This window comes from Corynebacterium sputi DSM 45148 (genome assembly GCF_000427865.1).
Classification (GTDB): domain Bacteria; phylum Actinomycetota; class Actinomycetes; order Mycobacteriales; family Mycobacteriaceae; genus Corynebacterium; species Corynebacterium sputi.
Window position 1 is genome coordinate 33,840 of record NZ_ATYV01000015.1, and the last position, 21,787, is coordinate 55,626.

20 protein-coding genes are annotated in these 21,787 nt (G+C 61.3%); 15 read left to right on the plus strand and 5 right to left on the minus strand.

All coding sequences use genetic code 11. The annotated features are described in order from the left end of the window. Window positions 1-10: 10 nt before the first annotated feature. On the minus strand, window positions 11-880 hold the full coding sequence (locus YWU_RS0108970; protein ID WP_027020210.1) for a peptidylprolyl isomerase: 870 nt from the start codon (window positions 878-880) through the stop codon (window positions 11-13). A 337-nt stretch (window positions 881-1,217) separates the two neighbouring features. Between YWU_RS0108970 and YWU_RS0108975 the strand changes: the two genes are divergently transcribed. Next, window positions 1,218-1,901: an MBL fold metallo-hydrolase gene (locus YWU_RS0108975; protein ID WP_240484099.1), complete on the plus strand. Its 684-nt coding sequence runs from the start codon at window positions 1,218-1,220 to the stop codon at window positions 1,899-1,901. An 18-nt stretch (window positions 1,902-1,919) separates the two neighbouring features. After that, on the plus strand, window positions 1,920-3,200 hold the full coding sequence (hisS, locus tag YWU_RS0108980) for a histidine--tRNA ligase (protein WP_027020212.1): 1,281 nt from the start codon (window positions 1,920-1,922) through the stop codon (window positions 3,198-3,200). A gap of 24 nt (window positions 3,201-3,224) precedes the next feature. Here the strand turns inward: hisS and YWU_RS0108985 are convergent, their stop codons facing one another. Genes YWU_RS0108985 through ypfJ form a run of 4 tightly spaced genes read right to left on the minus strand, consistent with a single transcriptional unit; the run spans window position 3,225 to window position 7,228 of the window. Beyond that, on the minus strand, window positions 3,225-4,145 hold the full coding sequence (locus YWU_RS0108985; protein WP_027020213.1) for a VOC family protein: 921 nt from the start codon (window positions 4,143-4,145) through the stop codon (window positions 3,225-3,227). 39 nt (window positions 4,146-4,184) lie between these two features. Continuing rightward, window positions 4,185-4,823 carry a hypothetical protein gene (locus YWU_RS0108990; protein WP_034647590.1) on the minus strand — a complete coding sequence of 213 codons (639 nt, stop codon included), beginning with the start codon at window positions 4,821-4,823 and terminating at the stop codon, window positions 4,185-4,187. 22 nt (window positions 4,824-4,845) lie between these two features. Next, window positions 4,846-6,309 (minus strand): nucleobase:cation symporter-2 family protein, encoded by a 1,464-nt coding sequence (locus YWU_RS16065; protein ID WP_051260215.1) that lies wholly within the window; start codon window positions 6,307-6,309, stop codon window positions 4,846-4,848. A gap of 49 nt (window positions 6,310-6,358) precedes the next feature. Continuing rightward, window positions 6,359-7,228 carry a KPN_02809 family neutral zinc metallopeptidase gene (gene ypfJ, locus YWU_RS0109000; protein WP_027020215.1) on the minus strand — a complete coding sequence of 290 codons (870 nt, stop codon included), beginning with the start codon at window positions 7,226-7,228 and terminating at the stop codon, window positions 6,359-6,361. A 130-nt stretch (window positions 7,229-7,358) separates the two neighbouring features. Between ypfJ and aspS the strand changes: the two genes are divergently transcribed. From aspS to YWU_RS0109065, 13 genes are read left to right on the plus strand one after another with little or no spacing between them, the layout of a single operon-like run. Beyond that, a complete protein-coding gene (gene aspS, locus YWU_RS0109005) occupies window positions 7,359-9,155 on the plus strand; it encodes an aspartate--tRNA ligase (RefSeq protein ID WP_027020216.1) in 1,797 nt (598 codons plus the stop codon). A gap of 5 nt (window positions 9,156-9,160) precedes the next feature. Further along, window positions 9,161-10,324 carry a phosphotransferase family protein gene (locus tag YWU_RS16070; protein ID WP_034647591.1) on the plus strand — a complete coding sequence of 388 codons (1,164 nt, stop codon included), beginning with the start codon at window positions 9,161-9,163 and terminating at the stop codon, window positions 10,322-10,324. A gap of 5 nt (window positions 10,325-10,329) precedes the next feature. Continuing rightward, window positions 10,330-11,676 (plus strand): replication-associated recombination protein A, encoded by a 1,347-nt coding sequence (locus YWU_RS0109015; RefSeq protein WP_034647593.1) that lies wholly within the window; start codon window positions 10,330-10,332, stop codon window positions 11,674-11,676. Window positions 11,677-11,719: 43 nt separating this feature from the next. Continuing rightward, the gene (alaS, locus tag YWU_RS0109020) at window positions 11,720-14,368 is read left to right on the plus strand and encodes an alanine--tRNA ligase (RefSeq protein ID WP_027020218.1); all 2,649 of its coding nucleotides are present in this window, start codon (window positions 11,720-11,722) and stop codon (window positions 14,366-14,368) included. Beyond that, window positions 14,361-14,852 carry a Holliday junction resolvase RuvX gene (gene ruvX / locus YWU_RS0109025; protein ID WP_027020219.1) on the plus strand — a complete coding sequence of 164 codons (492 nt, stop codon included), beginning with the start codon at window positions 14,361-14,363 and terminating at the stop codon, window positions 14,850-14,852. Before alaS ends, ruvX begins: the two co-directional genes overlap by 8 nt. A gap of 58 nt (window positions 14,853-14,910) precedes the next feature. Further along, a complete protein-coding gene (mltG, locus tag YWU_RS0109030) occupies window positions 14,911-16,062 on the plus strand; it encodes an endolytic transglycosylase MltG (RefSeq protein WP_027020220.1) in 1,152 nt (383 codons plus the stop codon). Then, window positions 16,059-16,877 carry a shikimate dehydrogenase gene (locus YWU_RS0109035; protein WP_027020221.1) on the plus strand — a complete coding sequence of 273 codons (819 nt, stop codon included), beginning with the start codon at window positions 16,059-16,061 and terminating at the stop codon, window positions 16,875-16,877. Before mltG ends, YWU_RS0109035 begins: the two co-directional genes overlap by 4 nt. 52 nt (window positions 16,878-16,929) lie before the next feature. Continuing rightward, window positions 16,930-17,373 carry a prepilin peptidase gene (locus YWU_RS16075; protein WP_084142020.1) on the plus strand — a complete coding sequence of 148 codons (444 nt, stop codon included), beginning with the start codon at window positions 16,930-16,932 and terminating at the stop codon, window positions 17,371-17,373. A 13-nt stretch (window positions 17,374-17,386) separates the two neighbouring features. Next, entirely contained in the window at window positions 17,387-18,574 is a 1,188-nt protein-coding gene (aroC, locus tag YWU_RS0109045) for a chorismate synthase (RefSeq protein ID WP_027020222.1), read from the plus strand. Between the two features lie 33 nt (window positions 18,575-18,607). After that, a complete protein-coding gene (locus YWU_RS0109050; RefSeq protein WP_051260218.1) occupies window positions 18,608-19,111 on the plus strand; it encodes a shikimate kinase in 504 nt (167 codons plus the stop codon). After that, window positions 19,108-20,220, plus strand: a complete 1,113-nt coding sequence (aroB, locus tag YWU_RS0109055; RefSeq protein WP_027020224.1) for a 3-dehydroquinate synthase — start codon at window positions 19,108-19,110, stop codon at window positions 20,218-20,220. The genes YWU_RS0109050 and aroB overlap by 4 nt, the downstream gene beginning before the upstream one ends. Further along, the gene (gene aroQ, locus YWU_RS0109060; protein WP_034647595.1) at window positions 20,217-20,648 is read left to right on the plus strand and encodes a type II 3-dehydroquinate dehydratase; all 432 of its coding nucleotides are present in this window, start codon (window positions 20,217-20,219) and stop codon (window positions 20,646-20,648) included. Before aroB ends, aroQ begins: the two co-directional genes overlap by 4 nt. Further along, window positions 20,649-21,704 (plus strand): aminopeptidase P family protein, encoded by a 1,056-nt coding sequence (locus tag YWU_RS0109065; RefSeq protein WP_027020226.1) that lies wholly within the window; start codon window positions 20,649-20,651, stop codon window positions 21,702-21,704. Window positions 21,705-21,787: the final 83 nt, after the last annotated feature.

Below are 21,787 nucleotides of genomic sequence, written 5' to 3' on the forward strand. Positions count from 1 at the left end.
CTGTCCCCGACTAACTAACGGAGGCCGACTCGATGGTGACCTCTTCTGCCGGAGTGCCGTCGGTGGCGCCCATGCTCGGAACAACTCCGTTGTCCGCGATGGTTTCCACGGTACTGATACCCTCATCGGTCATCATGCCGAGGAGCGTGTAGGCCGGCGGCAGAGCGCCGTCAGCCCAGTTGAGGAAAAATTGGGAACCGTTGGTGTCCGGACCCGAGTTCGCCATAGCGATGGAGCCACGCGGGTAAACGACGTTTGAGGACTCATCAACGTCGCCGACCGGCCACTCGTCAGGGAAAGTGAAGCCCGGTCCGCCGGAACCGGTGCCGCTCGGATCGCCACACTGCAGCACGTTCAGGCCACCGCCGGTGACACGGTGGCAGACGGTGTCGTTGTAGTAACCCTCGTCAGCGAGATGAGAAATCGCATTGACGGCACAGGGGGAGACCTCGCGGTCCAGCTCCATCGGAATATCTCCGAAGTTCGTGCTCAGGGTCACGGTGACCATGCCACGCGCCGGCACGTCCTCGCTTGAAGGAGCGGAAACTTCCTTAGCCGCTGCGGCACCTGCAGGGTACTCACACGTGACGGTCTCTGGGAGCTCCTCGTCACGAGTCATCGGCAGAGGCTCGCCGGAGACCGGCTCAGCTGCGAGAGGGGTGATCTCCTGCTCATTGTTCGTTTCTTCAGCAGCATTAACCGAGTTCTCATCGCCACCGGTAGTGGTCAGGAACCAGATGCCGCCGACGATCACCGTGAGAATGACCAGCGTAGCCAGGACGACACCCAGCGGCTGAAGCTTCTCTGACCGGTCCCGGCGGGACAATGACTTGTCGAGATTCTTCATCGCCTCTTGGCGACGCTGTTGATTATCAGCCACGTGTGTCTGCCTTTCTCACTGCTGTACGGATACCGATGGTCCATTATGCCTGCCCGCGTCTCGCGCGTGTACCGAGTGTTCGGAAAGCTGAGGCGGCGACGACGGTTAACACGAAACCCACAGGAGTGAACAGTGTTCCGTGGCAGGGTGGAGCCCGAACATTTGGTAATGTTTGGCCGAGCAAAACTTCACCGTCCCGGATGGTTCACTTGGCGCATGCGCTGGGAAAACACTCCGGGGACTTGACTCGCGTCAACCCGTGCCAAATCGGCACCGGCCACCGGCCCATATGGACCGGCGGTTGTCAGGGTCAGAAAACCTACAAGGAGGCACCACCATGTCTATGGAGATCTTCGGTTTCCCCGCCGGCCCGCTGGAGACCAACTGCTACATCGCCACGGGATTTTCCGGGGAAGGCGAGGGGGACACCCGTTCCTGCGTCATCATCGACCCGGGCATGGGAGCAGCTGAGTGGATCCTGCAGACCTTGGAGGCGAAGGACTTGAAGCCGGAGGCGATTCTCCTGACTCATGGTCACATCGACCACACGCGTGATGTCACGATCGTCCAGAAGGAATATGAACTCCCGATCTACGTGAACTCGCACGACCGGTTCATGCTCGACAACCCGCTCATCGGGGCCGGCCTCAGCCTTGGTGCGATGTTCCAGGTTTCGGAGATGGAAATCCCCACCGACCTCCACGACCTAGAGGACGGTGACGAGGTCAAGTTTGGTGGACTGGCTTTCCAGGTGATCCACGCTCCCGGCCATTCTCCCGGCTGCGTCATGCTGCGAACCACTGATGGCGGGGACGAAGTCGTTTTCTCCGGCGACGTTCTGTTTGCCGGCTCCATTGGCCGCACCGACCTGCCAGGCTCGAATCCGGAGGACATGATGCGTTCCTTGCGTGAGCGTGTACTTCCGCTCGATGATGAGCTGACGATCCTCCCGGGCCATGGCCCGACCTCCACCATCGGCCAAGAGCGTAGGTCCAACCCGTTCCTGGCCCAGGTCAAGTAGCCCGGTAGTATCAGGCTGGTGACCGAGCAGAAGAAGCAGAAGTTCCAGCCGTTCTCCGCCCCTAAGGGAGTCCCGGACTACGTCCCGCCGGTGTCCCGCGAGTTCCAAGCCGTGCGTGACACGATGCAGGAGCGCGCGCATCGTGCGGGCTACGAGCATATTGAGCTGCCGATCTTCGAAGAGACCGGCCTCTTCGCACGGGGCGTCGGCGAGTCCACTGATGTGGTCTCGAAGGAGATGTACACCTTCGCGGATCGCGGTGGTCGTTCGGTGACGTTGCGCCCGGAAGGCACCGCTGGAGTCATGCGGTCGGTAATCGAGAACAGCCTCGACCGTGGCCAGCTTCCGATGAAGCTTGTCTACGCTGGCCCCTTTTTCCGCTATGAGCGTCCGCAGGCGGGCCGCTATCGTCAGCTGCAGCAGGTCGGTGTTGAGGCAATTGGTGTCGACGACCCGGCTCTTGACGCTGAGGTCATTGCGCTGGCAGACGCCTCATTCCGTTCGATCGGACTCACTGGCTTCCGTCTTGAACTGACTTCGCTTGGCGACGCCAACTGCCGTCCTGCATACCGCGAGGCGCTCCAGGAGTTCCTCTTCAAGCTTCCGCTTGATGAGGAGACCCGTCGCCGCGCCGAGATCAATCCTCTTCGCGTGCTCGATGACAAGCGACCCGAGGTCAGGGAAATGACCGCGGACGCTCCGCTCATGCTCGACTATCTCGACGAGGAATGCCGTACTCACTTCGAGACGGTTACCGGGCTTCTTGACGATATGGGTGTTCCTTACGAGATCAACCCCCGTATGGTCCGTGGCCTTGACTACTACACCAAGACCTGTTTCGAGTTCGTCCACGACGGACTGGGCGCACAGTCCGGTATCGGTGGCGGTGGCCGTTACGACGGCCTCATGGCTCAGCTCGGTGGCCAGGAACTGTCCGGCATCGGCTACGGACTAGGTGTCGACCGCGCTCTGCTGGCACTGGAAGTAGAGAAGAAGCAGGCGTCCGACGGCCGCCGTGTCGACGTCTACGGCGTTGCCCTCGGAGCCGAGGCAGCCCGCCGTATGGCAGTTCTGATCAACGACCTCCGCAATGCTGGTGTGCGCGCTGACATGTCCTACGGCGGCCGTGGACTCAAGGGCGCCATGAAGGGCGCTGACCGCGCCGGCGCCCGCTACGCCTTGGTCCTCGGTGAAGCCGAACTGGAGTCCGGCGAAGTCCAGCTCCGTGACCTTCAGGCGCGCGAGCAGCGTGCAGTGTCGCTGGATTCGGTAGTCTCGGAGCTCGTTTCCAGCATCTGAGTTGTATTAGCGGGCGGTCGGCTGCTACTGAGCACCCGCCGCACGCAGCGTGGCGATGTCCAACTTTCCCATCGTCATCATTGCTGCGTAGCCCTCGGGACTGAGTTCTTCTTCGGACCACCCAAATGGTCCTACCTGCCAGGAGACCCCGTACGCATCCTGGCACCATCCGCATTGTTCGGCTTCGGGCACCGTAGAGAGCACCTCCCAGTACTTGTCGATCTCCGCTTGGTCCTCACACCCCACCATCAGGGAGAGACCGGGCGTAAATGTGAACTGCTGCTCAACTGCTGAGTCCATTGCTGTGAACCACTGTCCGTCGAGCTGGAAATCCGTGAACATCACTGAACCTGGCACCGCAGGTCCGGCCTCCTGGTCGTAGGTGATGAGAGCGCCACGGCGGGAGTTGTTGAACAGCGAGATCCAGGTCTCCGTGGCCTCCTCGGCCTTGTTCTGCTGGGGCCCTCCGAAAAGGAACGACGGGACGATCGCCGGTCGTTCTGCGCCATCGGCATCAGTGAGCATCAGTTGCCACGTGACACCGAACCGGTCAGCGACCCAGGCGTACCAGGGGCTGTGTGGGTATTCGTCGAGAGCCATGAGCTCAGATCCGCCATCGGCGAGGAGCGCGTCGTGGACTTCGTTGAGGTACGCCTTGGCCTCGTCCACGCCGCCGTACATGAGCGGATCGAAATTCACGAGGAAACTGATTGATGGTGTCGGCCGGAATTCATCACCGGAATTGATGAAATTGAGACGGAGGCCGTGGACCTCGATGTCAATCGTCATCGGCAGGCCTGCCATGTGCTTCTGGAAATCTAGAAGGCCCTCGGTGGGGTAGGTGGTCCTTGCGAGCTCACGGGCATCGCGGAAAACACCGACATAGAAGTCAGCTGCTTCCGTGGCATCCCCGTTGCACCAGATGGCTGGGATGATCTTTTGCATAGCAAAATTATACGGCTACCGGGAAGTATTCGGTACAGATTATTTCCAGCCGCGGTCGATGAGAGAGCGGAGGATGTCGATATCGACGTCGTCAAGCGAATTCACGTACACACATGCGACGCTCTCCTTGTGCTTGCCTAGCCGCGGAAGCAGTTCCGCATCCTGCACCCCATACAGGACCAAAGAGGCCTTTCGCGGGCTGAACCCTACGCGGAACGTCTCGCCAGTCTTGCCCTGGGCGAGTGCGTATTCGGTGCTTCCGAAGCCGATCATTGAGGGGCCCCACATGATTCCGGGCTCGCCGCAGACATCCTCGAACATTTGCAACAGGAGTAGGCCCTCGCGCGCTCGGCGCTCAGACAACGTGGCGATGTAGTCAGCGGGGGAGACGTTGCTAGGAGTGCTGCCGGGAGAGATCGTGCTTCCCGACGCCCTCTTCTTCACCGGCGCCACCGCAGCAGGGGCATTGAGCAAAGTCATCCCGAGATCGCTCAGGAGCGAATTGAGAATGGCGCCGGCTTTCGGACCTACGCCGTGAAGCTTGGCGAGTGTCTTCCAGTCGGCGCCGTCGAAGGCTCCAAGGGTCCCGTACCCGTGCTCGGCGAGTGCCCGACGGGCCGGATTGGACAGACCGGGCACATCACCGATCTGAGTGTCGGAGGAAAGTTCCTGGTCCATGTATCCAGGATAGCGGCGAAAACTACTTGTCGTTCTCCGCATTGCGGCGCTCTTCGCGCTCTTCTGGAGTGTCGCCCCAACCATCGTGGTCGTCGTCGGTGACATTGACGCCCTTGCGGAAGGAGTCGTGCGTGAGCTCCTGGTCAAGCTGCGGGGCAAGCTTACCGGTGTTGAACATGAGGTTCAGCAGGATCGCAGCCACAGAGCCGATGACGATGCCTGAGCCGAGGAAGGTCTGTGACCAGGCGGGCATGGAGGAGAAGAGGTCCGGGGACACCGCCGGCAGTAGACCGAGGGCCAGGGGAACGGCGACGACAATCAGGTTTGACTCGGTGAACTTCACCTTCGTCAACGTGCGGACGCCGGATGCCGCGACCATGCCGAACAGCGCCAGGCCCGCGCCACCGAGAACCGGAGCAGGGATAGCGGCGACGAGGGCTGCGGTTTTCGGAAGGAGACCGAGGATGATCAGCATGCCGCCGGCCGCAGCGGTGACCCAACGGGACTTCACGCGGGTGAGGGACAAGACGCCAATGTTCTGAGCGAACACGGTGTATTGGAAGGTATTGAAGATGCCGCCGAGGACGGTGGCCGCACCATCTGCGCGGAGGGTATCCGCGACGCGACGGTCATCAACCTTGGAGTCGGTGATTTCACCAATCGCGAGGACGTCACCGGTCGACTCGACCATCGTCACCAGCGAGACGATGCACATCGCCAGAACGGCAGCGAAAATGAATTCAGGAGCGCCAAAGTAGAACGGCGTAGTGATTCCGATGATCGGGGAGTCTTGAGTGGTGGTCCAGTCGACCATGCCCAACGGAATGCAGACGAGAAGTCCGACTAGCAGTCCTACGAGGATAGCGATACGGGAGAGCCAGGCCGGGCCCCAGCGCTCAATGAGCAAGATCAGGAGAAGTACGAAGGCTGCGATGCCGATGTTGCGGGGCAGTCCGTACTCGTCGGAGCCAGCCAGCTCTGCGCCGCCACCGATCCAGTCAGCGGCCACTGGCATCAGGGAGGTTCCGATGATCAGGAGGACGGTGCCGGTGACCAGCGGCGGGAAAAGCTTCAGCAGTGACGCGAAGAGCGGCGCGAACAGGATCATGAAGATGCCCGATGCGATGACCGAACCGTAGATCGCCGGTACGCCGTACGTGGAACCGATCGTCACCATCGGGATTGCCGCTGCGAACGTACAGCCCTGAATCAATGGGAGCCTGACGCCGAATCGCCAGATACCGATCGACTGGACGATCGTCGCGATTCCCGCAACAAACAGATCTGCGGCGATCAGGTGCGGGATATCCGACGGATTCATCCTGCCGGCGTCGACGAGGGCCCATCCAACGAAGAGGGGCACAGCGATGGCGCCGGCATAGGCGGCCAGCACATGCTGGAAGCCTAGAAGAAGTAGTTTCGCGTGACCGGGATACTCGTCAACCGGATGCACATTTTGCCGGGAGGAAGTGGCGACTGAATTCACGGAATGAGAATAGAGGTCAGTTCAATTCACATACAATTCTCAGTTCGGATTAACCGATCTGCCCACATGAGGCCATGGAGCCAGATCGGTAGCCGCTGAGGAAGGCGTCGACACGCTGCTGCGACGAGCCATGGGTCCACGAATCAGGGTTGACCTGCTGTCCGGCTTGCTGCTGAATGTGGTCATCGCCGATAGCTCGTGCAGTCTGAATAGCGTCTGCCACCTGCTGATCTGTCAACGGTTCTAAAATTGCGTCAGGGCCCTCGTCGGCAAAATGGGCCCAAATTCCGGCGTAGCAGTCGGCCTGAGTTTCGATCTTGACCGCGTTCGAATCTTCGCCTGGATTGTTGTAATCGGACAGCCCTAAGGTGCCTTCCAAGTTCTGCAGATGGTGACCAAACTCATGTGCCACGACGTACTGCTGTGCCAGCGGGCCGCTACCTCCGCCCATCTGGACAAGTGTGTCAAAGAAGGTCGTGTCGAAGTACGCGGTTTGATCGGACGGGCAGTAGAAGGGGCCAGTGGCGGAAGTTGCTCGTCCACATCCGCTGGAGACCTGGCCGGAAAACAGCATGATCTCCGGAGGCGTGTAGCGAATGCCTGCCTGCTCTGGGAGTTGGCCCTCCCACACGCGATCCAAGGAGATTCCGGTGAACTCCACGCGGCAGTCGGTGTACTCGTTGGCGTCGGCGCCAGTTCGACAGTGTTCCAAACCGCCGTCGCCCTCGCCTTGTTCGATTGCAGGCTGGTCGCTCTGCTGGAGGCCCAGGATCTCTGCTGGATTTCCACCGAGCAGTAGAAATAGCCCAATAAGGACGATGCCGCCGAGGCCACCGCCGACCGCGATTCCGGTGCGACCACCACCGGAGGAGCGACGGGCGCGGTCGCCGCCCTTTTGAAAGTCCGACTTAAACGTCATACCTGCAATTTTGACACAGCTTCTGGGCCTACCGGCCACAACCCACCTTCGGTGGGTACACTTGGTTGGTTGAATGTCGGCTACCCGTAGCCGACCCCTGTATAGACACGAACCTTTGGAAGGACACGCAGTGCTGCGTACGCATCTCGCCGGCGAACTCCGGGCGGATCAGGCCGGACAGTCCGTAACCCTCACCGGATGGGTGGCCCGCCGCCGTGACCACGGTGGAGTCATCTTCGTCGATCTGCGCGACCGTTCCGGTCTCGCCCAGGTTGTCTTCCGCGAGTCGGATGTCGCTGAATTGGCGCACTCCCTGCGCAGCGAGTACGTCATCCGTGTCACGGGTGTCGTGGAACTTCGTCCGGAAGGTTCGGAGAACCCGAACTTGGATTCGGGCGCTATCGAGCTCAACGTCACCGAGCTGGAGATCCTGAACTCTTCCGAGGCTCTGCCGTTCCAGCTGGACGACCAGTCCTCCTCGAACGAGGTTGGCGAAGAGACCCGCCTGAAGTACCGCTACCTGGACCTGCGCCGTGAAGGCCCGGCCAAGGCGCTGCGTCTGCGCTCGAAGGTCAACAAGGCTGCCCGTGAGGTCCTTGATTCCAACGACTTCACCGAGATCGAAACCCCGACCCTGACCCGCTCCACTCCGGAAGGTGCTCGTGACTTCCTGGTGCCGGCACGTCTGCGTCCGGGCACCTTCTACGCCCTGCCGCAGTCCCCGCAGCTGTTCAAGCAGCTGCTGATGGTCTCGGGTATGGAGCGCTACTACCAGATTGCTCGTTGCTACCGCGATGAGGATTTCCGTGCTGATCGTCAGCCGGAGTTCACCCAGCTCGACGTCGAGATGAGCTTCGTCGACCAGGAGGACGTTATCGCTCTAGCCGAGCAGGTCCTGACCGCAGTGTGGGCCACCGCTGGCATCGAAGTGCAGACGCCGTTCCCGCGCATGACCTACCACCAGGCCATGGAGAAGTACGGCTCTGACAAGCCGGATCTGCGCTTCGACATCCCGCTGGTCGAGTGCACCGAGTTCTTTGAGAACACCTCCTTCCGCGTGTTCAAAAACGAGTACGTCGGCGCCGTTGTCATGGAAGGTGGTGCTTCCCAGCCGCGTCGTCAGCTCGACGCATGGCAGGAGTGGGCACGCCAGCGTGGCGCCAAGGGCCTCGCTTACATCCTCGTCGGTGAAGACGGCGAGCTCGGCGGCCCGGTGGCCAAGAACATCACCGACGCCGAGCGCGAGGGCATTGCCGCCCACGTCGGCGCTAAGCCGGGCGACTGCATCTTCTTCGCAGCTGGCGATACCCGGAGCTCCCGTGCACTGCTTGGCGCCGCCCGCGGTGCCATCGCGGAGAAGCTCGGACTCATCGACCCGAACGCCTGGGCCTTCACCTGGGTCGTCGACGCTCCGATGTTCGAGCCCGCCGCAGACGCAACCGCCTCCGGCGATGTGGCACTGGGCCACTCTGCCTGGACTGCTGTGCACCACGCATTCACCTCCCCGAAGCCGGAGCACCTGGACGACTTCGACACCAACCCGGGTGATGCCCTGGCCTACGCCTACGACATCGTCTGCAACGGCAACGAGATCGGTGGCGGTTCCATCCGTATCCACCAGCGTGACGTTCAGGAGCGCGTGTTCAAGGTCATGGGCATCGAGGATGAGGAAGCCCAGGAGAAGTTCGGCTTCCTCCTGGAGGCTTTCGCATTCGGTGCCCCGCCGCACGGCGGAATCGCCTTCGGTTGGGACCGCATCGTGTCCCTCCTCGCCGGCGCGGATTCCATCCGTGAAGTCATTGCATTCCCCAAGTCCGGTGGCGGAGTCGACCCGTTGACCGACGCTCCGGCGGCTATCACGCCGCAGCAGCGCCGCGAAGCAGGCCTCGACTTCAAGCCCAAGAAGCCCGAACCCAAGAAGAACTGAGTCCCATGGACCAACACCACAACGAGATCCTGAAGTCAGCGGAGGAGCTGCTCGCCGCCCGGTTTGGCGGTGACCAGCAGTTGTCTCACCCGGAAGATTTGGGTGGGTCCGGTTTCGCGACCGTCCTTCGCTTCCGCGTCGCTCACAACCCGTTCCTGACGGAGCGTTCCGTTGTGGTGAAGCAGATGCCGGAGTCCTCGGCGACCGGGGTCGACCCGTCGTTGCTTCGCGAAATCGTGGCGTATCAGTTCACCACTTCATTGTCCGACGACGTACGTCCCGGACCAGTGTTGTTGGCCTATGACGTCGATAAGCGCCTTCTCGTCATCTCCGACCTCGGCGATGCGCACACCTTCGCTAGCCTCCTTGCGGAAAATGAGCGCGAGACTGACCGCATGCCGGTTGTGCGTTCGCTGGGCAAGGCCCTCGGCATGATGCACGAGGGATCGGCGATGCGTGAGGAGGACTTCAATACCCTCCTGCGTCGTCTGTGGTCCAAGCACCGTCACGACCCAGAGGTCGCTGGTGAACGTGACCGCGGGATCATCCGGTCTATCAACCTCGGCGTCGATCTGCTTGAGGCACTGGGCGTTCCAGTGTCCGATGGCGTTCGCAAGGCTGCTGCTGAGGCAGCCCGGCGAAATGCCTCCGGCTACCACCGTGCGTTCACTCCGTTTGATCTGAGCCCGGACAACATTTTGATGACCTCTCGGGTCCATTTCTTGGATTATGAGTGGGCTGGTTTCCGTGATGTCGCGTTCGACGTTGCGAGCGTATGCGCCGGTTTCCCGATGTTCCCGTTCACCGCTCCGCTTGACCGCGATGAGGCTCGGGTCTTCATTGACACCTGGCACGCAGAGGTCCGCCGCACCTGGCCGGATCTTGGTGAAGGCGACAACCTACAGCGACGGATCACCGTTGCTCTGCTTGGTTGGCTCCTCATTTCGGCTGCGGCGGTGCACTCCGGTTCCGCCGAAGCAATCCTCAGCATTGATGCAGATGCGCCGATTGACCCTGAGGTCGGTATCGGTGGAGGCCCGCGTGAGCGTGCAGACCTGGCGCAGACCGCCCGGGTGCTGTCGCAGTTCGCAGCCGACTGTGCCGATGGAACCTTTGACGGTCTGGTCGAGTTGGCAGAGGGCGTGGTGGCCCTGGTGTCGGAGGACTGACCGTCATGGAGGATGGTCTCTTCGACGACGACACTCAAGAGGAGCCGGACTACTTTCGTCCGGGCGCGCACGCACCACTTGCTGTCCGGATGCGTCCGCGGACGCTGGAGGAGGTCGCCGGGCAAGAGCACTTGCTCGGACCGGGCACTCCGCTCCGGAGGCTCGTCGAAGGGGGAGGGGATACCTCGGTCATCCTCTTTGGACCGCCGGGCACCGGCAAGACCACGCTGGCGAGTCTGATCTCGACCTCTACCGGCCGTGAGTTTGAGGCGCTGTCGGCGCTGAACTCCGGCGTGAAGGAGGTCCGAGAGGTCATCGAGCGAGCCAAGCGCAGGCTCGTCCGCGAGGGCATCCAAACTGTCCTCTTCATCGATGAGGTCCACCGCTTCAGTAAGAATCAGCAGGATGCGCTGCTCGGCGCCGTGGAGAACCGTACGGTTCTCCTCGTCGCAGCGACCACGGAGAATCCATCGTTCTCCGTGGTGTCGCCACTGTTGTCTCGGTCGCTGTTATTGCAGCTCGAGCCGCTTTCCGACGTCGATGTCGAAGCCCTCATCACTCGCGCTGCAACAGACACCCGAGGTTTGGCGGGCCGGATCTCCTTGACTGAAGATGGCCTGGCGACATTGGTGTCGCTGTCTGCTGGTGATGCTCGCCGCGCCTTGACGTATCTGGAGGCCTCTGCCGAGGGAATTCCTGATGGCGGCGAACTGGACACCGACGTGGTCCGAACCTCCGTCAATCGGGCTGCCGTTCGTTACGACCGCGATGGTGATCAGCACTACGACATCACTTCGGCCTTCATCAAGTCCGTACGTGGCTCTGACGTTGATGCTGCGCTGCACTACCTGGCGCGGATGATCGAAGGTGGGGAAGACCCTCGTTTCATCGCTCGGCGCATCGTAATCCTTGCCAGCGAGGACATCGGGATGGCTGACCCGACGGCATTGCAGACTGCAGTAGCAGCTGCCCAGGCGGTCCAGTTGATCGGCATGCCCGAGGGGCAGTTGACCCTCGCCCAAGCAGTGATTCACCTGTCCACGGCGCCAAAATCCAATTCGGTGACCACCGCCATTGCCGCAGCCCGCGCCGATGTCAGGGACGGAAAAGCAGGTGCGGTTCCCACCCATCTTCGCGACGGTCACTACGCCGGAGCTAAGAAAATCGGGAACTCCGTGGGGTACCAGTACCCGCATGACGATTCCCGTGGAGTGCTGTCGCAACAGTATCCACCGGAAGAGCTCATCGACCGCGACTATTACGAGCCGACCTCCCACGGGCGGGAGAAGGACATCGGCGGCTACCTCGGTCGCCTACGCCGGATAGTCCGGGGGTTCCGTCGGGGAGTATGATGGCGTGGTCATCCAATAGATCGGAAATGAGGGACCCACCGCCGTGCAGACGCATGAGATTCGCCAGCGCTTCCTGAACCACTTCACGGATTCGGGCCACACCGAGGTGCCCAGTGCATCCCTAGTGCTCGATGATCCGAACCTGCTGTTCGTGAACGCCGGCATGGTCCCGTTCAAGCCTTACTTCCTCGGCCAGGAGACGCCGGACTACTCCAAGGCCACGTCCATCCAGAAGTGTGTACGCACCCTCGATATCGAGGAGGTGGGAATCACCACCCGCCACAACACTTTCTTCCAGATGGCCGGCAATTTCTCCTTTGGCGCTTACTTCAAGGAAGGCGCAATCACTCAGGCATGGTCGTTGCTGACAGGTTCCGTCGACGACGGTGGATTCGGCATTGATCCGGAAAAGCTCTGGGTCACTGTCTTCCTCGATGACGATGAGGCTCATAACATCTGGGCGAACATCGTCGGTGTCCCCGAAGAGCGCATTCAGCGCCGCGACGGCAACGACAACTACTGGGACATGGGTGTGCCCGGTCCCTGTGGTCCCTGCTCGGAGATCTTCTACGATCGTGGCCCGGAGTACGGCATCGAGGGTGGTCCGGTCGCTGACGAGGACCGCTACATCGAAATCTGGAACCTCGTGTTCATGCAGTACATCCGTGGTGAGCAGAGCCCGAAGTACGGCCACAAGCCAATCGGCGAGCTGCCGCAGAAGAATATCGATACCGGTATGGGCATCGAGCGCGTCGCGTTCCTGCTGCAGGGCGTGGAGAATGTCTACGAGACCGACCTGCTGCGTCCGGTGATCGATGAGGCTGAGCGCCTTACCGGTGCCACCTACGGTGCAGATGGCAAGGACGACATCCGTTTCCGCGTCATCGCGGACCACTCTCGCACCGGCCTGATGCTGATGCTCGACGGTGTAGCTCCGTCCAACGAGGGCCGTGGCTACATCCTGCGCCGTCTGCTGCGCCGCGTGATCCGTTCTGCGCGTCTGCTCGGCGCTCAGGGGGAGACCCTCGAGAAGCTTCTCGACGTCGTCCACGAGACGATGACCCCGTCTTACCCGGAGATCACCGACAACTGGGACCGCATCCGTCGCAGTGCCGTTGCTGAGGAGCGCGCGTTCCTCAAGACTCTCGAGGCTGGCACCCGCCTGTTCGAGACCAAGGCAGAAGGCGCTACCACCCTGACTGGTGAAGACGCTTTCGCTCTGCACGACACCCACGGATTCCCGATCGACCTCACGATGGAGATGGCCAACGAAGCTGGCCTCACCGTCGACGAGGAGGGCTTCCGCGCCCTTATGACCGAGCAGCGTGAGCGTGCCAAGGCCGACAACCGCTCGAAGAAGAAGGACCACGGAGACCTCAGCGTCTACCGTCAGTTCATCGACGAGAACCCGACTGAGTTCACCGGATTCAGCCATTTGAGCGATGAGGCCAAGGTGATCGGCATTATTGCTGATCACGGATCTGCCGTGTCTGCTGTTGAAGGTGATGAGATCGAGCTGATCCTCGATCGCACGCCGATGTACGCGGAGTCCGGTGGACAGATGGCTGACCACGGTGTCATCACCACTGAGTCCGGTGCGACCATCCTGGTGACCGACGTGCAGAAGGCCGGCAAGAAGGTCTGGCTGCACAAGGGTCGCGTCGAGGTTGGCGAAGTCCGTGTTGGCGACCGCGCTGAGGCATCGGTCGACCACGCGTGGCGCCACCAGGCACGCCAGGCGCACTCTGCCACTCACCTCATCCACGGTGCATTGCGTGAGGTCCTTGGGCCGGAGACCGTCCAGGCAGGTTCCTTGAACCGCCCGGGTTACCTCCGATTCGACTTCCGCTACACTGACCCGCTGTCTGCCGATCAGGTCCGACGCATCGAGGAGATGGCCAACGAGGCCGTCGACTCCGATTGGGCAGTCAACACCACCGAAACCTCCCTGGATGAGGCCCGCGCAATGGGCGCGATGGCACTGTTCGGCGAGAATTACGGTGACCGAGTTCGCGTAGTGGAGATGGGTGGACCGTTCTCCATGGAGCTGTGTGGCGGCACTCATGTCGATCGCACCGCCCAGATCGGTCCGATCTCAGTGCTTGGTGAATCGTCCGTCGGCTCAGGTGCCCGCCGTATTGAGGCATATTCGGGCATGGACTCCTTCCGATACCTCAGCACCGAGCGTCTGCTCGCTGAGCGTCTGGCGACCGAGTTCAAGACCCCCTCTGCTGAGGTCCCGGACCGCATCGCAGCCTTGGCCGACAAGCTCAAGGCAACCGAGAAGCAGCTCGCAGATCTCAAGGCACAGCAGCTCCTCAACAATGTGTCGGCCCATCTGGACCAGGCCCGCGAGGTGGGAGATACCATCTTCCTCGGCTTGACCCTCCCGAGCGGCACCCAGGCGAAGGACATGCGAACTCTGGCTAATGACCTGCGAGCACGCTTTGGTGATCGTAAGGCTGTCATCGTGCTGCTCAGCACCGATGGCGGCAAGGTTCCCTTCGCCGTCGCAGTCAGCGACGCTGGTGTCGCAGCCGGTCTGCGCTCCGGTGACATTGTCTCCACGATGGGTCCGCTCATCGGCGGACGCGGTGGCGGAAAGCCGGAGCTGGCGCAGGGTTCGGGTTCGAACCCGGACGGACTGGATGCCGCTCTCGCGGCCGTCGAGGCTCACCTGGCCAATGGCTAAGCTCATCCCAGAGCGGCCAGGCGCCGATGATCCGGGCCGTGGCCGCCGCCTCGGAGTGGACGTCGGCGATGTCCGGGTAGGTGTTGCAATCTCTGATCCGGACGGGTTGCTCGCAACGCCGGTTGAGACCGTGGCTCGTGCCACCGGTCGCCGCGGGCCAGACGGCCCCGACATTGACCGGATGGTTGAGATCGCTGAAGAGAATGACGTCGTCGAGATCGTCGTCGGACTTCCCCTCATGCTTGACGGCACTGCCGGAACCTCCGCTCGGAAGGCTGCAGACGTTGCATTTCGGTTAAGCCGCCGTCTCGGTGTTCCTTCACGACTGTGCGATGAGCGCATGACGACGGTTACCGCATCCCGTCAGTTGACCGAAGCCGGTATCGATTCCCGCGGTGGTCGCAGCCGTATCGACCAGGCTGCAGCGGTTGCTATTTTGCAGAACTGGTTGGACATGCGGAAGCAGGATGTAACCGAAACGTGACAAAGCAACCAAGTTAGTACAGAATTAGTTAGTCCAGTTTTCGGTCCAAGGAGTCCCATTGAGTGGATCTACCCGCGTGCGTAACCGCCAGACGTCGGTCGCGATCAACGTAACTTCCATCATTCTCAGCCTGATGGTTGTTGTGGTCGTAGGCTTCGTCTGGGCTACCGGCGGTGCGGACCGTGACTACACCGGCGAGGGCAATGGCGACGTCGTCATGGTCAATGTTGCTGCCGGGGAATCTCTCTCGTCCTTGGCCGACCAGCTCGCAGGGGACGGAGTGGTCGCGTCCACATCCGCATTCTCCGGTGCTGCGTCGGGCCACCCGCGCGCCAACCAGCTCCAGCCGGGCTGGTACCGCTTGGAAAAGCGCATGTCCGCGGAGGCTGCCGTCAATGCCCTCCTGGATCCGACCCGTCAGGCCGGAACGGTTGACTTTCCTACCGGAATCCGTTTCGAGGACACCTATGTGGTCGGCTCGGATGATGTCCGCAAGGGCATCTTCACGATGATTTCCGAGGCGTCGTGCACCTCTGAAGAGGATTGCATCACCGTCGAAGATCTGCGTTCGACTGCAGGCACCGCTGACCTCAATGCCCTCGGTGTTCCGGAATGGGCCCGGGGTGAAGTTGGCGCGCGCGGTGATGACCCGCGTCGCTTGGAGGGGCTGATCACACCAGGCATCCACAGCTTTGATCCCTCTGCAGAGGCTGTTGAGATCCTCAATAGCCTCGTGTCTGACTCGGCTATGCAGTACGAGGAGACCGGAATTCTCCAGGCCTCCGAGAGGATTGGCCTGAGCCCCTACGAGATCATCGTCTCCGCGTCGATGATCCAGATGGAGGCCCATCAGCAGGACTTCGCAAAGGTCTCCCGAGTCATTCTCAACCGCCTGGAAGAGCCGATGCGGATGCAGTTCGACTCCACTGTCAACTACGACCTTGAGGACCAAGAGGTAGCGACCACCGACGAGGACCGCGCCCGTGAAACGGCCTGGAACACCTACGCCATGGATGGGCTGCCAGCCACCCCGATTGCCTCGCCCTCCATCGAAGCTATCCAAGCGGTGGAGAACCCAGAAGAAGGCGCGTGGCTGTACTTCGTCACGATCGACCAGGAGGGTACGACCATCTTCACCGACAACTTTGACGACCACAATGCAGCCATCCAGCAGTCCATTGAGGGCGGCGTCTTGGACTCGAACCGATGATTACCCACCGCGCGTCCGTACTGGGCGATCCCATCGAGCACTCGAAGTCACCGTTGATCCACAACACCGGCTATCAAGCACTGGGCATGGATGACTGGGAGTACACAGCAATCCAGTGTCCCGAAGGTGACCTTCCCTCAATTGTGTCTGCGGCTGACGACTCCGTCGCCGGTTTTTCGGTCACGATGCCCGGAAAGTTCGACGCACTGAACTTCGCCGACGAAGTTACGGAGAGGGCCAGGCTGGTCGGATCCGCCAACACTCTCGTCCGCACTGAGACCGGTTGGCTCGCCGACAACACCGATGCCGACGGAGTTGCAGGCGCACTTCGTGAGGTTGGTGTCGAATCAGTCGCCGGAGGTACAGCGATCGTCGTGGGCGCTGGCGGCACTGCCCGCCCAGCGGTGTGGGCACTTGCGCAGGCCGGCATCACGCATTTGATCGTTGTGGCAAGGTCCGAACGCGCCTATAACCTTGAGCCGCTGGCCACCGAACTCGGGATGACCTTCCACTGGGTCCCTTTCACAGACCAGAACCTGGCGGATGTCGCAGGCACTGCTGAGGTACTGGTGTCGACTGTTCCGTCGGAAGGGCTCGTCGGATACAACGGCCAGTTGGCTCGAGCCAAACGGATTGTGGATGTCATCTACGATCCGTGGCCCACTCCGCTGGTTGAAGCAGCCCGACGTACCGACACTCCGGCCGTCGGTGGTCTGACGATGCTCCTGCACCAGGCCCTCGGTCAGTTTGAGCAGTTCACTGGTCGTACCGCTCCGGAGAAGGAAATGCGAGAGAAGCTCTTCGAACTCCTCTGAATTCCGTGAACTTTACGCTGCACTCCTAAGACCGCCGTTCTACGCTCCGACTATGGGGTGGGGGACGGCGGTTTTTCTAGTGTGGAGTGGTGCACTTAGTGTCCATGACGTCCGGCGGCGTCGGTTACCGGACGTGTGGACGATGGGTGGGGGCGTCGTCACGCTGATTGTCTCCATGGCAATGGGTGGAGCGCCCTGGGCGCTGCTTGGTGCAGCGCTGTGGTTCTCCTTGTACCTCGTAATGGGTATTGGCGGGGTCATCGGGGGCGGCGATGTGAAGTTTTCCATCGGGCTCGGCGCGTGGATTGGCTGGATGTGCGCTGAACATACCGTGTGGGCGGTTGTGATCGCGATCACTGTTGCTGCGCTGGTCAGTGCAATAATCGGCGTTTTGGCCCGCAGCCGGACCGTAGCCCACGGTCCCTCGATGCTGGCAGGAACTGTTGTCGCGGCATATTTCTTTGGCCCCGGAATCCCCTGGGAAGTGTTTGCATGATTGAATAGTCAGCATGCTTCGATGGACCACAGCAGGGGAATCTCACGGCCAGGCGCTTATCGCCATGATGGAAGGCACTCCGGCCGGCGTGCCACTAACCAGTGCGGAAGTGTCGCGCCAATTGGCTCGCCGCCGTCTCGGATATGGGCGCGGCGCGCGAATGAAGTTTGAGGCCGATGAGGTCACGCTTCTCTCAGGAGTTCGTCACGGAAGTGCCCTGGGTTCCCCGATTGCCATCATGGTCGGTAACACCGAGTGGCCAAAGTGGACTGAAGTTATGTCCGCTGACCCGATTGAAGATGACACCGAGGGAACCGCCCGTGGTGCAAAGCTCACCCGCCCTCGCCCAGGGCACGCCGACTTCAACGGAATGCTGAAGTACGACCACGACGATGCCCGCAATATCCTCGAGCGCTCCTCTGCCCGAGAGACCGCTGCCCGTGTCGCCGCGGCTACCATTGCCCGCTCGATTCTGCGCGAAACCCTCGGCGTCGAGATCGTCTCGCATGTCGTCTCCATTGGCGGTTCCACCCCGGATGAAGGCAAGATGCCGGAATTCTCGGACCAGGAGGCCATTGACGCATCGCCGGTGCGCGCCTTCACCAAGAACGCAGAAGACTCCATGATCGGTGAGATTGAGAAGGCAAAGCGCCAGGGCGACACTCTCGGTGGTGTCGTTGAGGTTATCGTCCACGGCTTGCCGGTTGGACTTGGCTCGCACATCTCCGGTGAAGAACGTCTGGACGCTCAGCTTGCTGGTGCGATCATGGGTATCCAGTCCGTCAAGGGCGTCGAAATCGGAGACGGCTTCCTCGAAGCACGTCGCCGTGGCACCGAAGCACACGACGAGATGGTTCGCATCGACGGCGAAGTTGACCGACTCACCAACCGTGCCGGCGGACTCGAAGGCGGCATGACCAACGGTCAGCCCCTAGTCGTGCGCGCCGCTATGAAGCCGATCTCCACCGTGCCCCGCGCGCTGAAGACCTTGGACATGGCGACCGGTGAGGCTGCGACCGCCATCCACCAGCGCTCCGACGTCTGTGCAGTTCCTGCCGGCGGCGTCGTCGCAGAAGCAATGGTTGCCCTGGTGCTTGCACGCTCGGTTCTGGAAAAGTTCGGGGGAGACAGCATCGGGGAGACCCGGCGCAACGTTGAGGGATACCTCGCGCAGATATCTGACCGTATGAATTGGGAGTAGAATGTGACCACCCCAACCGTGGTGCTCGTGGGCATGCCCGGTGCCGGAAAGTCCACCATTGGACGCCGCTTGTCACGCGCTTTGAACGAGCCTCTGACGGATTCCGATCACCTCATCGAAGAACTCGCGGGTAAGCCCTGCGGCCAGGTGTTCACCGACCTCGGCGAGACTCGATTCCGAGAGCTCGAGGCTGACGTAGTCGCCTCCGCCTTGGAAAGAGAAGGCATCGTGTCCCTGGGAGGCGGCTCCGTGATGAGCGAAGCCACTCGGAAGCGACTGCAGAGCCACACCGTCGTGTACTTAGAGATTTCCCTGGAAGAGGGAATCCGACGCACCTTGCGTGAGCAGGACCGCCCTGTGCTAGCTGCAGACGATCCCGTCGAGCACTACCGAGGGCTAATGGTCATACGTCATCCTCAGTTCGAGGAAGTAGCGACCTACCGGGTTAGTTCCGATGAGCGATCACCGCAACGTGTCGTCGCTGAAGTGCTGTCCTTCCTGGAGGCAGCCAACCTTGAGGAGAGGACCCTAACGTGATCGCGACCGACACCACGGATATCAGGGTGAGTGGACCGACCCCGTACACCGTCACGATCGGTTCTGGTCTGACTGATGGCATTGTCGACGCCGCCGCGCACGCGGGAGTCGTCGCGGTGATCCATCAGGGCAGCGTGGCTGATGCCGCCGACACAATCGTTGCGAAGCTTCGCGATCGAGGCGTTGACGCATTCGGACTCCAGGTACCGGATGCGGAAGCAGGAAAAACCCTTGCTGTCGCCGGTGATTGCTGGGAGAAGCTCGGTGAACATGGACTGGGACGTCGGGATGCTGTTGTTGCAGTTGGCGGTGGAGCCGCCACTGATCTCGGTGGATACGTAGCTGCTGCGTGGATGCGCGGCATCGACGTGGTTCAGGTGCCGACGACCCTGCTGGCGATGGTTGACGCCGCCGTGGGTGGCAAGACTGGTGTGAATACCGCCGCTGGTAAGAACCTGGTCGGCGCTTTCCATGAGCCGCGCGCAGTCTTCGTCGACCTCGATTTCCTGCGTACTTTGCCGCATGCGGAACTCGTCGCAGGATCCGCTGAGATCATCAAGGCTGGTTTCATCTCCGACACAGCGATTCTGGACATCTATGAGAGCGACCCAAAAGCGGCAGTCGACGTCGATGGAACGCTTCCGGAACTGATCCGACGAGCAGTCCAGGTCAAGGCTGACGTGGTGTCCGAGGACCTCAAGGAGTCCGGCCTTCGCGAGAACCTCAACTACGGCCACACATTCGCTCACGCTGTGGAACTGCACGAGCAGTACCGGTGGCGCCACGGGCACGCAGTGGCGGTCGGGATGGTCTATGAAGCGGAGCTGGCGAAGCTTGAAGGGCTCATCGATCAGGACTTGGTGGATCGCCACCGTACGATCATGGAGTCCATTGGGCTTCCCACGACGTATGATGAGGGACTCTACGACGAGCTCTTCGATGCCATGACCCGTGACAAGAAGAACCGCAAGGGCACGGTACGCTTTGTCGCGTTGACAGCGCCGGGGTCCTGTACGCGAATTGACGGACCTTCGGATGAGACGCTTAGGGCCGCGTACGCCCTCACCCATGAAAACGGATATCCAGCAGAAGAGGACTCGGCACGATGATCCTGGTGTTGAACGGACCTAACCTGAATCGCCTCGGCCGACGACAGCCGGACGTGTACGGCTCGACGACGCTTGGAGATGTCGCTCGCAAGGTCCAGGCTGTCGCCGATGAGTTCGGTGAGACCGTGGAGTTCCGCCAGTCTAACTATGAAGGTGAACTCATCACGTGGGTTCACGAGGCTGCTGACAACAACTGGCCGGTGATTATCAACCCTGGTGGGTTGACACACACGTCGATTGCTCTTCGCGACGCGCTCGCAGAGGTTGCTGACGGCGCTGGCTTCCACGAGGTTCATATCTCGAACGTCCACGGACGCGAAGAGTTCCGCGGCCATTCGTACCTGTCTCCAATTGCCGCCGGCATCATTGTCGGTTGTGGCACGAAGGGCTATGAATTAGCTCTGCGTTCCATTATTGAGGAGAGGTAAATGCGGTACCAGGAACGTCGGGAAGCCCTAGCAGAACAACTGCGGACGCTGGAGTGCGATGTGGCGGTCATTGATCGTCCGGAGCACGTGCAGTGGCTTACCGGATTCACCGGGTCTAACGGTGCCGTGCTCGTAAGCGCTGACGGTGAAGCGTTGATCTCGACAGATGGCCGCTACACCACGCAGGTGGCCAACGAAGTTCCTGACCTGAGGTGTGTTATCGCACGTCAGTGTGTGCAGGCCCTCCTTGGCGAGGTGGAGGTCGAGACGGTCGGTTTCGAGGCTGAGCACACCTCTTACGCCGCGTACACCAGTCTCGATAACGGCGACATTGCCCCGGTTCCGATGGTCAAGGTCATCGAGAATCTCCGTGAGGAGAAGGACGCCGAGGAGCTCGATGCACTGCGTCGAGCAGCTCAGGTCGCCGTTGATGCGTTCCAGTCGCTTATTGACGATGGATGTGTCAGCGCCGGTCGGACTGAACGCCAGATCGCGGCGGACCTCGAATACCGCATGAGGATTGGGGGAGCAGAACGCCCCAGCTTCGACACAATCGTCGCTTCGGGTCCGAACTCAGCACGTCCGCACCACGGAGCAGGCGACCGCGTCCTGGAGGATGGCGACCTCGTCACAATCGACTTCGGCGCGCTTGTCGACGGGTACTGCTCCGACATGACACGCACCCTCGGAATCGGTGACGTAGGGGAGGAGCGCCGGAAGATTTACTCGGTTGTACTGCAGGCACAGCTCGCCGGCCTGGAGGCTGCGCGCCCGGGAATCGACCTGGCTGTGGTTGACGCTGCGTGCCGTGACATCATCGTGGCCGCAGGTTACGGCGAGTATTTCGTGCACTCAACCGGGCACGGCATCGGCATCGATGTGCACGAGGCGCCGTTTGCCTCGACCCGCTCGGAAGGCTCTCTCAGAGCAGGTATGACGTTGACCATCGAGCCTGGGATCTACGTCCCAGGAGTCGGTGGAGTCCGCATCGAGGACACCGTCATCATTACTGACGCAGAACCAGAGAACCTGGTTCCGCTGACCAAGACACTGTAGTCCGCTTTTTACCGACGGTACATACGGGGTAACGTGTGACCGTCGGACGGCGGCTGTGCTGCCCATTTTCACAACCCAGGAGA